Source organism: Shimia sp. (assembly GCF_039969785.1).
Taxonomy (GTDB): domain Bacteria; phylum Pseudomonadota; class Alphaproteobacteria; order Rhodobacterales; family Rhodobacteraceae; genus Shimia.
Genome location: NZ_JBDVNC010000013.1, coordinates 33,318 through 47,611, shown reverse-complemented (window position 1 = coordinate 47,611; position 14,294 = coordinate 33,318). Strand labels below are relative to the sequence as shown.

Sequence of the window (14,294 nt, the reverse complement as noted above, 5' to 3'; positions counted from 1 at the left end):
TCGTTTAGGACTTTGAACCCCCGGTTGCCGTGAGTTGATGCAACTACTAGCGTGACCTGCAGATGCCGCTGTACAGCTACAACCAGACGCACTTTATAACGTTCAAATAGGACGATTAGCAGCTAGTTCAGATCAGCCATGACCGGACGCAGGCGTTCATCGAGCTGACGTTTCGTCAGAGGGCCAGCGATGCGAAGGATAATCTTACCCTCGCCGTCCACCAGATAAGTTTCCGGAACCCCGTAAACGCCCCAATTCAGGCCCATCCGGCCTTCGGGATCTGCACCAACGGCCTCGTAAGGATCTCCGAGTTCATCAAGAAAGTCCAACGCGTTGCCGGCTGCATCTTTGTAATTCACACCGTAGATTGGAATGCCTTCATTCTTCAAAAGCTCCAAGGTCGGATGCTCGACCCGACAGGGAGCACACCAACTGGCCCAAAAGTTGACCAGTTTGATTTTCCCGTCTTTCAGCGATTCTTGTGTCCACAAAGGTTTGTCGCCCAGCACTGACATCGCCACTTCAGGCGCCTGCTTCCCCGCAAGTGTGGATGGCAGCTCATTCGGATTGTCGCGGTTCATTCCAACCAGGAACAAAACAGCCAGTGCCGCAAAGGCAATTGGCGGCGCCAGCATCAAAGGTGAGACTTTAGCCATTCCTGCGTGCCTCTACTTTTTCGAGTTCAAGACGAGCCTTGCGCGACGCAGTCAGGCTCCACCAAACCAGGATGATCAGTAAAACAATCGAAATTCCATAAGCGCTCAGGACAGTTACGGCGTATTTTCCAAGCTCAGGCATCATCCCAACCTCTCTCGTGCAAGCAGCGCTTTGGTGCGGCGTTTCTGGATTTCCGTGCGTGTGCGCAGGAAAACAAGCGCGATGAACAACAATATAAACCCGGCAATGCAGATATAAAGCGGCGTCGAAAACACGTCGGCGACATGCTCTTCTTTGTCCAAACTCAACGACGCACCCTGGTGCAGCCCCTGATTCCAGAAATTCACGGCATAGCGGCTAAGAAGCGCAAATACTGAGCCCACGATGCACAGGACGGCCGTCAGATCAGCGGCGGTATCCGGGTTCTCGATGGCTTCCCAAAGCGCCATGTAACCCAGGTAAAACAAAAACAAAATCAGGAACGACGTCAGTCGCGGGTCCCACGCCCACCATGTGCCCCACATCGGTTGGCCCCAGATCGCACCGGTCATCAACGCGATGACCGTCATAACAATCCCAACAGGCGCCGCAGCCCGCGCGGCAAGCGCGCTGACGTGGTGGCGACGGATCAGCCAGACTAGCGACGTGATCAACATCATGAACCATACATTGATGGCCATCAGCGCCGCAGGGACGTGCAGGTATATGATCTTGACTGTCGATCCCTGTCGATAGTCATCCGGGGTAAAGAAGAATCCCCAGATCAGACCAACGACCAAAGCGATGGTCGCAAGAACAGACACCCAAGGCAAAACGATGCCCGCTGTGCGACTGAACTTGACCGGATTGGCATATTCCCAGAACGATCCCATGAACTCTTCCTAACTGCCTAGAGGCTATGAATGCACCTCACATCGCCGAGAGCGGCGCGCGCGTCTTTGATATCCGTCAACTCTGAGTTCCGCTAGCGAAGATTGACCCGTAAAACCAGAGCACTTGCAAAGGGCAACAAAGCGATCACACCAAAGCTGATCCCGGCCAGCATTAAAAGCGGCACCGTTGTTGCCAACCCTTCTGCACCACGCCGGGCCAGCTCTGCTCCGAAGATCAATGTTGGCACGTAAAGGGGTAGAACTAATAGAGAAAGCAACAGCCCGCCCCGCTTGATCCCGACCGTCAAAGCCGCCCCAAAAGTGCCTATTACGCTGAGCGCGGGCGTGCCCAGAAACAGCGAAACGACCAGCCACAAATAGCCTTGTTCCGGTAGGTTGAGCAGCAGACCCAAAAAAGGCGCAGCCAGCGCCAGTGGCAGGCCAGTGGTCAGCCAATGGGCCAATGCCTTGATCGACACCACACCTTCGAGCGGTAAAGGCGATGTGGCCAGCAGGTCGAGCGAGCCGTCTTCCCAGTCCAGCGCCAGAATTCGGTCCAGTGACAACAAGCAGGCCAACAGCGCGCCCAGCCACAAAACACCGGGTGCGATGCGGGCCAACAGGCCGCTTTCAGGCCCGACGCCAAATGGTATAAGTACCGTAACAATAAGGAAAAAAGCCAGTCCAAGGCCAAAGCCGCCACCTGCCCTGAAGGCAAGTTTCAGATCCCTGATCAGCAAGGAAATCATAAGAAACCCTCGTCAAATCCGCCTGAGACCTTGCTGCCCGGTTTGGCCCGGAACGGCCCAACGTCCAAAACATCGGCTTCTTCCAACCCCAGATCAATATGCGTCGCCATCAACGCGCTGCCGCCAGATTTGAGATGGGTGCGCACGGCTTCGGCGAACATCTGTACCGATGCGGTATCAAGCGACACGGTGGGTTCGTCCAGAACCCAGATGGGACGGCCCGTCACCAACAGGCGCGCCAGCCCAAGTCGGCGCTTTTGTCCGGCGGACAATGTGCCAGCCATACGTTCGGACAATCCCTCAAGATCAAAGGTTGTGATCGCGGCAGAAATGTCTTTGGTTCCAAAGACATCCGCCCAGAACATCAGATTTTCTGTGACGCTGAGCATGGCCTTGAGACCGTCGCTGTGGGCAGCATACGCGATGCTTTCGGGCGGGCATTCAACCCGTCCGTTCACAGGCGGTTGAAGTGCTGCAACGGTGCGCAACAAGGTGGTTTTGCCAACCCCGTTTGGACCACGCACAACAAGAGCGCGCCCGGGTTCGAGGGCGAAATTAAGCCCTTCCAGAACGGGGATGCCACCACGTGTGATCGTCAGGTCGTGAACGCTTAAAGTCATGCCATTCGATTACCCGAAAACCGGCGCGGACAAAAGCGAAATGGCATAGCCTGCGCCGATGTGGAGCATCACCGGGCGAATCAACAGTTAACTGTCTGAATTCAAACCAAAACCGCTTTCGGCAACACGTCGGTATTGCGTCGGTATTGCGGCGGTGACGTTTCGCCCTATGACCCGTGTTAAGGCTGCGAACGTTGTAGACGGCTTATTTCCTTCAGGTGGTTTCAATCGGCAATAACACGGCCGCCACACGGCGCCCTTCGGACACCAACACATTGTAGGTGCGACAAGCAGTTGCCGATGCCATCGGTTCAACACCGATACCCGCCTCTTCCATCACTTTGCGAAAGGCGGCCTGAACCGGCGCCATCTGCCTGCCGGTGCCCAACAGGACAAAATCGACCTGATCGCCAAGGTCCAGGATAGATTGCGTGTCGTCATAACCGCCCCAGCTGCGCGCGCCGGCGGCGTGGATCATCGCGCCGCCCATGATGACTTTGCCGTCGATGCGGAAAAATCCCGGGCCATAGCTTTCGATGGGCAAGGCTTCGGCATAGGTGATTTCGGTCAGTTGCATGCAAGTCTCCTCAGGACAGGAACGGGAGTCCGGAAATAGCTGATGCGGCTATAATCACATAAGCCACGGCGCGATAGGTTTTTTCATATTCGGGGCGAAAAATGATGCCGCCCAGCCAGTTTCCAATCAGGTTTGGTATGATCAGCGCAAGCCCAAGTGCCACGGGTACAGCGCTGATCAGGCCCTGAATCGAGAACATGACCAACACCAGCACATCATAGCTGAGAAGAAACAGCATTGTATTGGCGCGGATGATCGCAGGGCCATGTGGGCTGGCCATGTAAAACAGGATGACCGGTGGGCCGGGCATGCCAACCACCCCGCCCAGAAACCCGGAAACGCCGCCAATGCCAAAGATCATTGGCGCCCGCAGGGTGCCGCGATAGCGAAACCCCGATATCAACAAAGCCAACAAACCCAGCCCCAAAATGGACACGCCATAGCGAAACACGCCTGGGTCAGATACCAGAAGCACGGCAATGCCAACCGGCATCAAGACCAACATGCCCACGATCAGTCGCACCAGATCACGTCGGTGCGCGTCTTTCCAGACCTGGGGCAGGTTTGGCAAAGGACCAATCAGATCCATGACCGCCAGCGTCAAAATCGCCCAGATCGGTGGCAGGAATTGCCCTGCCACGGGCAGATAGATCATCGCCGTACCAAAGCCCGCAAATCCGCGCACCAGACCGGCGATAAAGGCAATGCCGATAATCCAGGGCAGGCCCTCAATGGACCAGACCCCGGACCAAATCTCAGGCATCGATATTGGCGAACTGATTGCCAGAGGTATTGGATGGCTTGGACCAGTCGCGTTTCACGCCCAGTTTCAGCAAAACCGCCGAGGCGATGAAGATCGAAGAATACGTACCGACAATCACACCCCAGATCATCGCAAACACAAAGCCGCGGATCACGTCGCCGCCCAGCACAAACAGCGAAATCAGCGCCAGAAGCGTGGTGACAGAGGTCATCACTGTCCGGCTGAGGGTTTCGTTGATCGACAGGTTCAGCACGTCTTTGAGGCTGAGTTTCTTGAATTTGCGCAGGTTCTCGCGGACCCGGTCAAACACAACAACCGTATCGTTCAGCGAATAGCCAACGATGGTGAGCAAAGCCGCGATAATCGCCAAATCAAACCGGATCTGCAGTTCGGAAAACACACCAATGGTCAGCACAACGTCATGCACCAGCGCCGCAACGGCCCCCAGTGCAAACTGCCATTCAAAGCGCAGCCAGATGTAAATCAGAACGGCGGTGATGGCGAGAAGCACGGCGATTACGGCGGTCTGGATCAATTCGCCGGACACTTTCGGACCAACGGATTCGACAGACACAAAGGTAATATCAGGGGCCACAACCTTGAGCGCCGCTTCGACATTGCGCACGATATCGGCCGAAACCGATTGCGCGCCTTCTTGCGCCTGAATGCGGATCATGGTGACGTTTTGATCTTCTTCAAACGTGGGATCAAACACTTCGGTAATGGTCACATCACCCAATTCAAGCGGCTGCATCGCGTCGCGGTAATCCGCCACAACCACAGTTTGCGCGCTTTCGGTACGGATGGTTGTTCCGCCGCGAAAGTCGATGCCATAGTTCAGCCCTTGCAGGAAGAAGCTGACCAAAGCCAGCACCATCAGGCCACCCGAAATCCCGAGCCAAAGCGCAGGGCGGGAAAAGAAATCCCATTTGGTGTCTTTGGGAACAAGTCTCAGACGCATGGCTTAAACCTCGATTGTCTTGGGACGGCGGCGTTCAAACCACATCACGATGATCAGACGCGTCACATAGATCGCGGTGAAAACCGATGTCAGGATACCTAGCCCCAGCGTGATGGCAAAGCCGCGCACAGGGCCGGAGCCCACGGCGAATAGGATCACAGCGGTGATGAAAGTGGTGATGTTGGCGTCCAGAATGGCGCTGAGCGCTTTTTCATAGCCAAGCTGAATGGCACGGGACGGACCCTTGGCCGATTTCAGTTCTTCGCGGATACGTTCAAACACCAGCACATTGGCATCAACCGCCATACCGATGGTCAACACGATACCGGCAATACCCGGCAGGGTCAGCGTGGCACCAATCATGCTGAGCAAGCCAAAGATCAGCCCGACATTCAGGATCAGGGCAATATTGGCGAAGATGCCAAAGGTGCCGTAGCTAAGGAACATGAACACCAGCACAGCCGCAAAGGCGACGACACAGGCGATGCGCCCGGCCTCGATGCTGTCCTGACCCAGTTCCGGGCCAATGGTGCGTTCTTCAAGGAACTCCAGACCCGCAGGCAAGGCCCCTGCCCGCAGCAATACGGCAAGGTTGGTGGATTCTTCGACGCTGAAACGACCGGTGATGATGCCCGACCCACCCGGGATATGGGATTGGATGACCGGGGCGCTGATCACTTCGCTATCCAGCACGATGGCAAAGGGAGACCCGATGTTTTCCGCTGTGTAATCGCCAAATTTCCGCGCGCCGGTTGGATTGAACCGGAACGACACCGCGGGGCCACCGTTTTGGTCAAAGCTGGGTTGTGCGTCGACCAGCTCTTCTCCGGTCACAACGGGCGCGGCTTCTAGGATGTAGAACACATCGTCATCCGTGCTGGTTGTGTCGGCGTTTTCAATGGCTGGCATCAAAAGATTGCCGACACCGGGATTCTGATTGGCGTTCGCACCACGCCCCACAACCGGGTGGAATGTAAGCTGTGCGGTGGTGCCAATAATGTCTTTCAGTTCAGCCGCCGAGCCAATGCCAGGCACCTGGATCAGGATACGGTCGGATCCCTGCCGCTGGATGGTTGGCTCGCGTGTCCCAACTTCGTCGATACGGCGGCGAATGATTTCCAGCGCCTGCTGAACAGTGCGTTCATCCGTTGCGAGCTTTTCTGCCTCCGACAACTGCACGATAATTGTGTCACCTTCACTGGACACAACAATGTCGTTCTGTCCCGCGCTGGTCAGCGATACAACAGGGCGCGCCAGTCCGCGCGCCAGCGATGCGGCGCGGTCAATCTGGTCTGCCTTGGAAATCTTAACCCGCAATTCGTCTTTTTCGGACGGCTGCAAACGGATGGTGCCAATGGTCGCGCGCTCTTCGCGCAGCATGTCACGAATTTCCGGCCACATAGAGGTGACCCGCGCTTCGTAGACATCCGCGACCTGCACTTCGGCCAGCAAATGCGCACCACCGCGCAGATCAAGGCCAAGGTTCACCAGCGACGAGGGCAGGAAAGACGGCCACATCGCCGCCTGTTCTTCCAACCCATTGCCGCTGTGGCCCAGCTCGATCGCAGCGACCGCGTCGTTTCGGGCCTCAACCCTCTGATAAAAAGCGTTGGGCGTTGCCAAAAGCAGCCCAAACGCACAGACGGCCCAGATAAGGACACGTTTCCAAAGGTCGATTTGCAGCATCGTTGCGGCCCTGTTCCTGGCTTAGCTGTTGGCAGCCGGTTCGGTTTTGCTCAGCACCTGCGCGATAGTGGACTGAACCACACGCACTTTGACGCCATCCGCAACTTCGACTTCGATTTCGTTTTCGTCTTTTACTTTGACGACTTTACCGATCAATCCGCCCTGGGTGACAACCTGATCGCCACGGCGCAACGCATCGACCATGGCCTGATGTTGTTTTGCTTTTTTCTGCTGGGGGCGGATAAGCAGAAAATACATGATCCCGAAGATCAGGATCAAAGGCATAAATTGGGCTAAGGCTTCCATGGTAGCTGTCCTCTTGTTGGCGGGAACATGCCCCGCGAAAGTCGCGTGGAACCTATGGGGCATTGCGCCCGGTTGCAAGACAGGAAAAGGCCTGCCTGTTGCTGCTTTTGTCACGATTAAGTTTTGGCCGCCTCAAATTCCTGCTTGTGTCGTCAAACGGGTTTTGTCACAGCTTTCGGGTGCATTACCTATTTCACATTCTGCTTGTTTTTACGCTTTGGGCGCCTGCCGTCCAAAGTGAGCCGCTTGCCCCCCTGCCCGTTGACGAACAATCGAAGTGGGACGCCATCGGGCGGGTCAATATCGCTGGCTTTAACCGGCGCGGCATGTGTTCGGGCACGTTAATCTCTGCGCGTGTGGTGCTGACAGCCGCCCATTGCGTTTTGCGTGCAAATCTTGATCCGGTCCGGATCAGCGATATCGTCTTTGTCGCCGGATGGACCCGGGGCACCTATATGGGCGTGGGCGACCGGAAAAGGTGACGTTACATCCCATGGCGACAAAAGATGATGCAATTGATGTCGCGCACGATTTGGCACTGTTGCATTTGACTGAGCCGATGGATATCACGCCGATCCCGTTGGATTTGGGCACGACGGCATCATCTTTCGCCATACTCGGCTATTTCGACAGACGCCCGCACATGCTGAGCGCCGGATTTGACTGTGAAGGTCGCACCTCGGATCAGGGTCTGGTCTTGGATTGTGGAACCCGTCCGGGCAATTCCGGCGGGCCCATTCTGTCGCTGATCAACGATGCCTGGCACGTCGTTTCTGTGGTTTCTGCGGGCAATGGAACCATCACAATCGGGGCTGTGTTGGACAATTTTGTTTCGCCCTAGTCTTCTGGCTGTATCACGGTGCGAATCTGGTGCATAAGGCGGCGCGTCACCTGAATGAGTCAACTGGAAGGACCGAAACGATGCACGATATTAAAGCGATCCGCGAAAACCCGGCCGCTTTCGACGCTGCGCTGACCCGCCGTGGGGATGAGCCTGTTTCGGCATCGGTTCTGAAACTGGATGAGGCCCGCCGCACCAGGATCGCAGCCAGCGAAACCGCACAGGCCGATCAGAAAAAAGCCGCCAAGGAAGTTGGCGCCGCAAAAGCGCGCGGCGATGAAGTGGAATTTGAACGGCTGCGCGCGCTTGTTGGCGAGAAAAAAGCTGAAGTGGCCGCGATGCAGGTCGAAGCCAAAGCGCTGGACGCAGAGCTGACCGACATGCTGGCGCGCATTGCCAACCTGCCAGCCAGCGATGTGCCTGATGGCGCGGATGAAGACGACAATGTCGAAGTCAGCCGTTGGGGCACGCCGCGTGAGCTGAACTTTGAAGCCCGCGAACACTTCGATCTCTCCGGGGTTTCTGCCGCGATGGATTTTGCGACCGCTGCCAAAATATCCGGCGCGCGGTTTGTCATGCTGAAAGGCGCCGTGGCACGCATTCATCGCGCATTGGCGCAGTTTATGGTCGACACGCATGTCGATGAAAATGGCCTGACCGAAGTGAACAGCCCGGTTCTGGTCAAAGACGAAGCCATGTATGGCACCGACAAGTTGCCCAAATTCGGCGAAGACAGCTATCAGACCACAAATGGCTGGTGGCTGGTGCCGACGTCCGAAGTGCCGTTGACCTTTTCCGTCTCCGGCGAAACGTTGAACGAAGATGCCCTGCCCATTCGCATGACATCGCACACGTTGTGTTTCCGCTCAGAAGCTGGCAGCGCAGGCAAAGATACATCGGGTATGTTGCGTCAGCATCAGTTTGAAAAGGTCGAGATGGTGTCTGTGACCCATCCTGACAAAAGCGATGATGAGCAAAAACGCATGCTGCGCTGCGCGGAAGGGTTGCTGGAAAAGCTAGGCATCCCCTATCGCACTGTCATCCTGTGCACAGGCGACATGGGCTTTGGCGCGCGGCGCACATTCGATATTGAAGCCTGGTTGCCAGGTCAGAACACATATCGCGAAATCAGCTCGGTTTCCACAACCGGTGCGTTTCAGGCGCGCCGGATGAATGCGCGGTTCAAGCCGTCCGAAGGCGGACGCCCTGAGTTTGTGCACACACTGAACGGATCAGGTCTGGCCGTTGGGCGCTGCCTGATTGCGGTTCTGGAGAATGGACAGCAGGCGGACGGGTCTGTCAGCTTACCGGATGTACTGGCGCCGTATTTGGGTGGCAAAACCACCCTGACTGCAGAAGGCTTGCTCACCTGAACAGGCCAATTCAATTTAGAAAACAGACCGTGTCGCAGGGTGCGGCCTGTTTTTGAGTATTTCTGGCAAAATGAAACCAAGCCCGCCCCTTCATTTTGCTAAAAATACTCGGGGGTGAGGCCGTCAGGCCGAGTGGGCAACGCCCCCTATTGCGCCGGGGTTGCCGGGATGCCTGCTATACGATCGCGCGGAAAAGGCACCAGCCGTTCCTGATCTTCGTCCCACAGTTTGAGACTGAACGACCGCAATGCCTCGGGCCATTTGATCACCGGCAGGTCATATTCCCTGCGGATCGCCTGATGACATTTGCGCAGCCTGTAATGTGGGATGCGCGCATTGAAATGATGAATGTCGTGATAGGCGATATTGGCTGAACCAAGATCCATCCACCACCCCAGATCAAGCGCCGAAGAGCCCTGAAGCGCTGCCAATCTGGGATCAAGGTCTGGTTTGCGATCCCAGTACGTGTCTTCGAAATTGTGCTGCAGATAGACCATGAACACGCCAACCATGCCGCCCATGAAGGAACTGACAAACCAAATCAGCAGCCCCGTGCCCCCAAACAACGCAAAAAGCGCGCCCATATAGAGCAGAATCATAAGGTTGTGGCGGATCACACTGCCCATCATCTCACCAGCGTGTTTGGGCCAGCGGTAGCGCAGGAAATAGGTAAACAGACTGCCTGCAGGGATCAGAATAAACGGATTGCGATACAGCCGGTATTGCAGGCGCTGCCAAAATCCGGCCTCGGCCCATTCCCGCACTGTCATGGTATGGATTTCGCCAGTTTCGCGATGCTCAAGATTGCCCAGATGCGAATGGTGCAGGTTGTGATTGTGGCGCATGGCGGCATATGGAGCGAATGTCACAACCGACAGCGCTTCGCCCGCCCAATCATTGTGTTTGCGCGATTTGAACAGGGATGCATGACCGGCGTCATGCTGGATCACGTAAAGTCGTACCGCCGAAAAGCCGTTCAGAACCATCATAGGGATCAGAATATACCACGTCGCCACATGCGTGATGGCCAGGTAAAGCGTCAGGAAATAGACTGCAAACGTGCCAAACAGGCTGAGCGCGCCCAGCCGGTCATCCTTTCCGGTATACATTTGTAAACGCTCGCGAATTTCCATCGCAGATCACCCTTTGCCATCCATAAATGCAGGCCGGGGCCGCAATAGCTCCGCCTGTACATTATATACGTAACACTCGTGCGACAGGATCACACGCGTTCAATTATAACGGCAAAATTGCAGGTGCCCAAGGGGACGTCAACGCCTCAGCTTGGCGCGCGCCCTTTGATATGCTTGCGCAACCGGCTTGGCGTCGACTTTTTGCGCCCTTTATAGGGGTTTTTGTCACCCTGCCCGCGCATCGTCAGACGAATGGGTGCCCCCGGCATATCAAAATCCTCGCGCAATCCATTCACCAGATACCGCGAATAGCTTTCGGGCATTTTATCAGGATGGCTGCACATCACAACAAACCCCGGCGGGCGGGTTTTGGCCTGAGTCATATAGCGCAGTTTGATGCGTTTGCCTTGCGGTGCGGGCGGTGGGTGCTGTTCCAGCATTCCGGTCAGCCAGCGGTTAAGTTGCGCCGTGGAAACGCGGCGGTTCCAGACGTCATAGGCGCGCATAATGGCACCGTGCAACCGATCGAGTCCACGTCCGGTTTTAGCCGAGACGGTGATCAGGGGCGCGCCGCGCAACTGTGGAAGCAATCGTTCAAATGACTCTTTCAAGTCTTTGAGTTTCTGTTGTTTTTCGTCTTCAATGTCCCATTTGTTCACAGCAACCACAACAGCGCGGCCTTCGCGTTCTGCCAGATCGGCAATGCGCAAGTCCTGTTGCTCAAACGGAATTGCGGCGTCCAGAAGGACCACAACAACTTCGGCAAACTTCACGGCGCGCAGCCCGTCGGACACGGACAGCTTTTCCAGCTTGTCCTGCACCTTGGCCTTTTTGCGCATGCCCGCAGTGTCAAAGATGCGCACCGGCGTTTCGCCCCAATTGGTGCGCAGAGAAATTGCGTCGCGGGTGATCCCGGCCTCGGGACCGGTCAACAGACGGTCTTCGCCGATAATGTTGTTGATCAGAGTCGATTTGCCTGCGTTGGGGCGGCCAACCACAGCGATTTGCATGGGTTTCTGTTCGGTGATCAGCTGAGACGGGCGCGTTTCGGACATCCCGTCATCGTCAAAATCATCCTCAAGATCGACGTCAACTTCGATCTCGGGCGCGTCTTCCTGAGACCGGTTGCTGAATTCATCCGCCAGCGGCATCAGATGCGTATATAGATCGTTCAGACCTTCGCCATGTTCGGCAGACAGGCGGATCGGCTCTCCGAGACCCAGCGAGTAGGCTTCCAGAACACCGGCATCTGCCGCCGAGCCTTCGCCCTTGTTGGCGGCCAGAATCACATGTGCAGAACGTTTGCGTAAAATCTCCGCAAAAATCATATCAGTAGGCGTGACCCCGGTGCGGGCGTCGATCATGAAAAGACAGATATCGGACATGTCGACCGCCCGTTCTGTCAATCGGCGCATACGACCCTGCAGGCTGTCGTCGGTGGCGTTTTCCAAACCCGCTGTGTCCACAACAGTGAACCGCAGATCCGCCAGACGCGCTTCGCCTTCACGCAAATCACGCGTGACACCGGGCTGGTTATCGACCAGCGCCAGTTTTTTGCCAACAAGGCGATTGAACAGAGTGGACTTGCCCACATTGGGGCGGCCCACGATGGCGAGCGTAAAACTCATGATTTAGACTCCGAAACGTCTGAAGGCGCTCCGATATACCATTTCGCACTCAACGGAAAGCGTGCAATTCACCTTTGCGGCTGACCACATAGAGAACGCCCCCGGCAACCACCGGATTAACAGCGGCGCCATCGGGCAATTCGGTGCTGTGTACCAGTGCGCCGGATTTGGGATCAAACATCCGCAACACGCCATCAGACGACGCCACGACCAAACGCCCACCGGCCATGATCGGGCCGTAATGCGCGTGCAGTTCTGTTTGGCGGCGTGGTTTGTCTTTGACGAAATATGGCAAATCCTGCGACCAGATGATTGTGCCATCACTGGCATTCATACGGATCAGCTTGTTGCGGTCGCTGATCAGAAACAGGGACCCGCCCGCAGGGAAAACAGGGCTCAGTGCGCCTTCTTCTGCGGTCCAAAGACGATTGCCTGTGTCCACGTCCAGCGCCACGATGCGGCCCGAATGATTGGCAACGTAAACTGTGTTACCGACAATGACCGGGTCGCCCGAAATGTCGCCAATCGTGTTTGTGGCGCGACCGGCCCGCTGGCCCGAGATGCTGGCGTTCCAACGTCCTACGCCACCTTTGCGGAAGGCAGCTTGGACCTCGCCCGATCCATAAGCGAAGACCGCAAGGCGATCATTTATGGCTGGGGCTGAGGGGCTTTGTACGTTTTGAACATCAGGCAGTGACAACAGTTGCCAGGCCACTTTGCCCGTGGCGGCGTTGATCGCCCATGCAGTAGCGTCACCGGACACGGCGTATACGAGATCACCATAAACGGTCGGCGTTCCGCTGCCGACAGCCTCAAACCGTTGTTCCCAAATATCGGCCCCGGTGGCGGCATCAAAGGCGCGCATGCTGCCGAATCCAGTGGTGACATACAGTCTGCCATTGTCAAAAGCGATGCCGCCGGTTGAGGCTTCGCCGGTTTTGTCACGCGGTGCCGTCAGTTCACGGGTCCAGATTGTTTGACCGTTCAGAGATGTGGCTGACAGCGTTGCTTCGGCATCAACCGTGTAAATCCGCCCTTGGGCAACCACGGGATCGGCAGTGATACGGGTTTTGCGCTTTTCACCTGCACCGATGGATGTCGACCATGCCAACACCGGATTAGGCGACAAGGCAGCGTTTGCCACACGGTATTTCGGCGTGCCGATCCGGTGCGTCCAGCTGTTGTTGCGTGTCACTGCCGGAATACTGATGGCGGGTGCTGAGTTTACAACCTGCTCTGCGACCGGGCGCAAGTCTTCGCGCGGACCGGGCAAAATCCGCTCTTTTTCGGCACAGGCGACCAAAACGGCCGCGCCCATAAACGCCACTATCCACGACTTTTTGTTCACTGCTCCGGCCCCCACCAGATAATTATTATTGGCCGGCCGCCGGGCTTGTCGCTCCGGCTGGGGTTCCGCCCAATGACACAATCAACTGAGTTGCTCTTTGACGCAAGCCCGGAGAAACATTTGCATCCTGCACAATTGCGTTCAGGCGAGTGATCGCCTCTTCGGTCTTGACCTCTTCGATGTCGGCCAGTGCCAATTGTTCCTGCGCCAGAAGGCTCAACGGCATGCCCGGGGACGCCATTGATTCAAGCGCGAGGCGACGTTCGTCCATCGGCATGTCCGAGCCGCGCGCCAGAATGGATTTGAACGCAGCAATTTGTCGATAAATTTCAGGAACTTCTGCGCCGGAGGTGGTGATTCCATCCAGCGTCTCGGCGGCGGCGGGTCCATCATCAGCAATGACCTGATGTGTCGCCAACAGGAAATCCGTCAAAATCTGCGCCTGTGGAGACTCGACCTGAACACCCTCAAGCGCCGTGATCCGGGCTGCGTCGTCATTGGCCTCAACCGCGGCTAACAGCGCATCACCGGTGGCTTCTGCAGCTGCCCGGGTCTGAGACTTGTTCCATTCATTCCATGCCGCAGCGCCAACTATCAGCACAATGACAGCAACGCCGATCCAGCCATAGCGGCGGATCATCGTAAAAAGCCGGTCACGGCGTACTTCTTCTGTGACCTCTTCGATGAAACTGTCGGTATCGCTCACGCCTGCTCTCCTATTGGTTTGCCCCCTCTTATCGCGTTGTTCAGGGGCTGCCAAGTACTGTGGCAAAGAGATGA

17 protein-coding genes are annotated in these 14,294 nt (G+C 56.4%); 3 read left to right on the top strand and 14 right to left on the bottom strand.

Translation table 11 applies throughout. From position 1 onward, the window contains the following. Positions 1 to 122 precede the first annotated feature (122 nt). The 10 genes from ABJI08_RS05350 to yajC form a co-directional block, all read right to left on the bottom strand. A complete protein-coding gene (locus ABJI08_RS05350) occupies positions 123 to 656 on the bottom strand; it encodes a DsbE family thiol:disulfide interchange protein (protein ID WP_348400793.1) in 534 nt (177 codons plus the stop codon). Next, positions 649 to 801: a heme exporter protein CcmD gene (gene ccmD / locus ABJI08_RS05345; RefSeq protein ID WP_348400792.1), complete on the bottom strand. Its 153-nt coding sequence runs from the start codon at positions 799 to 801 to the stop codon at positions 649 to 651. Before ccmD ends, ABJI08_RS05350 begins: the two co-directional genes overlap by 8 nt. Next, positions 798 to 1,529 (bottom strand): heme ABC transporter permease, encoded by a 732-nt coding sequence (locus ABJI08_RS05340; RefSeq protein ID WP_348400791.1) that lies wholly within the window; start codon positions 1,527 to 1,529, stop codon positions 798 to 800. Before ABJI08_RS05340 ends, ccmD begins: the two co-directional genes overlap by 4 nt. Positions 1,530 to 1,621: 92 nt before the next feature. After that, on the bottom strand, positions 1,622 to 2,278 hold the full coding sequence (gene ccmB, locus ABJI08_RS05335; RefSeq protein WP_348400790.1) for a heme exporter protein CcmB: 657 nt from the start codon (positions 2,276 to 2,278) through the stop codon (positions 1,622 to 1,624). Further along, complete coding sequence (gene ccmA, locus ABJI08_RS05330; protein ID WP_348400789.1) at positions 2,275 to 2,898, bottom strand: heme ABC exporter ATP-binding protein CcmA; 624 nt, start codon at positions 2,896 to 2,898, stop codon at positions 2,275 to 2,277. Before ccmA ends, ccmB begins: the two co-directional genes overlap by 4 nt. 214 nt (positions 2,899 to 3,112) lie before the next feature. After that, positions 3,113 to 3,475 (bottom strand): Mth938-like domain-containing protein, encoded by a 363-nt coding sequence (locus tag ABJI08_RS05325; protein WP_348400788.1) that lies wholly within the window; start codon positions 3,473 to 3,475, stop codon positions 3,113 to 3,115. Between the two features lie 10 nt (positions 3,476 to 3,485). Continuing rightward, positions 3,486 to 4,238 carry a sulfite exporter TauE/SafE family protein gene (locus ABJI08_RS05320; protein WP_348400787.1) on the bottom strand — a complete coding sequence of 251 codons (753 nt, stop codon included), beginning with the start codon at positions 4,236 to 4,238 and terminating at the stop codon, positions 3,486 to 3,488. Then, positions 4,231 to 5,199, bottom strand: coding sequence for a protein translocase subunit SecF (gene secF / locus ABJI08_RS05315; protein WP_348400786.1), 969 nt, complete (start codon positions 5,197 to 5,199; stop codon positions 4,231 to 4,233). Before secF ends, ABJI08_RS05320 begins: the two co-directional genes overlap by 8 nt. Positions 5,200 to 5,202: 3 nt before the next feature. Next, positions 5,203 to 6,885: a protein translocase subunit SecD gene (secD, locus tag ABJI08_RS05310; protein WP_348400785.1), complete on the bottom strand. Its 1,683-nt coding sequence runs from the start codon at positions 6,883 to 6,885 to the stop codon at positions 5,203 to 5,205. A 21-nt stretch (positions 6,886 to 6,906) separates the two neighbouring features. Next, the gene (gene yajC, locus ABJI08_RS05305) at positions 6,907 to 7,191 is read right to left on the bottom strand and encodes a preprotein translocase subunit YajC (RefSeq protein WP_348400784.1); all 285 of its coding nucleotides are present in this window, start codon (positions 7,189 to 7,191) and stop codon (positions 6,907 to 6,909) included. Positions 7,192 to 7,298: 107 nt separating this feature from the next. On the opposite strand from yajC, the gene ABJI08_RS05300 reads away from it, so the two are divergent. The 3 genes from ABJI08_RS05300 to serS all read left to right on the top strand — a co-directional run bounded on the left by ABJI08_RS05300 (position 7,299) and on the right by serS (position 9,405). Next, positions 7,299 to 7,673, top strand: a complete 375-nt coding sequence (locus ABJI08_RS05300; protein WP_348400783.1) for a trypsin-like serine protease — start codon at positions 7,299 to 7,301, stop codon at positions 7,671 to 7,673. An 11-nt stretch (positions 7,674 to 7,684) separates the two neighbouring features. After that, on the top strand, positions 7,685 to 8,032 hold the full coding sequence (locus ABJI08_RS05295; RefSeq protein ID WP_348400782.1) for a trypsin-like peptidase domain-containing protein: 348 nt from the start codon (positions 7,685 to 7,687) through the stop codon (positions 8,030 to 8,032). 80 nt (positions 8,033 to 8,112) lie between these two features. Beyond that, positions 8,113 to 9,405, top strand: coding sequence for a serine--tRNA ligase (gene serS / locus ABJI08_RS05290; protein ID WP_348400781.1), 1,293 nt, complete (start codon positions 8,113 to 8,115; stop codon positions 9,403 to 9,405). Between the two features lie 146 nt (positions 9,406 to 9,551). Here the strand turns inward: serS and ABJI08_RS05285 are convergent, their stop codons facing one another. The 4 genes from ABJI08_RS05285 to ABJI08_RS05270 form a co-directional block, all read right to left on the bottom strand. Beyond that, positions 9,552 to 10,538 carry a fatty acid desaturase gene (locus ABJI08_RS05285; RefSeq protein ID WP_348400780.1) on the bottom strand — a complete coding sequence of 329 codons (987 nt, stop codon included), beginning with the start codon at positions 10,536 to 10,538 and terminating at the stop codon, positions 9,552 to 9,554. 146 nt (positions 10,539 to 10,684) lie between these two features. Continuing rightward, positions 10,685 to 12,166, bottom strand: a complete 1,482-nt coding sequence (der, locus tag ABJI08_RS05280; protein WP_348400779.1) for a ribosome biogenesis GTPase Der — start codon at positions 12,164 to 12,166, stop codon at positions 10,685 to 10,687. A gap of 49 nt (positions 12,167 to 12,215) precedes the next feature. Next, entirely contained in the window at positions 12,216 to 13,514 is a 1,299-nt protein-coding gene (locus ABJI08_RS05275) for a PQQ-binding-like beta-propeller repeat protein (RefSeq protein ID WP_348400778.1), read from the bottom strand. Between the two features lie 25 nt (positions 13,515 to 13,539). Continuing rightward, entirely contained in the window at positions 13,540 to 14,220 is a 681-nt protein-coding gene (locus ABJI08_RS05270; RefSeq protein WP_348400777.1) for a tetratricopeptide repeat protein, read from the bottom strand. Positions 14,221 to 14,294: the final 74 nt, after the last annotated feature.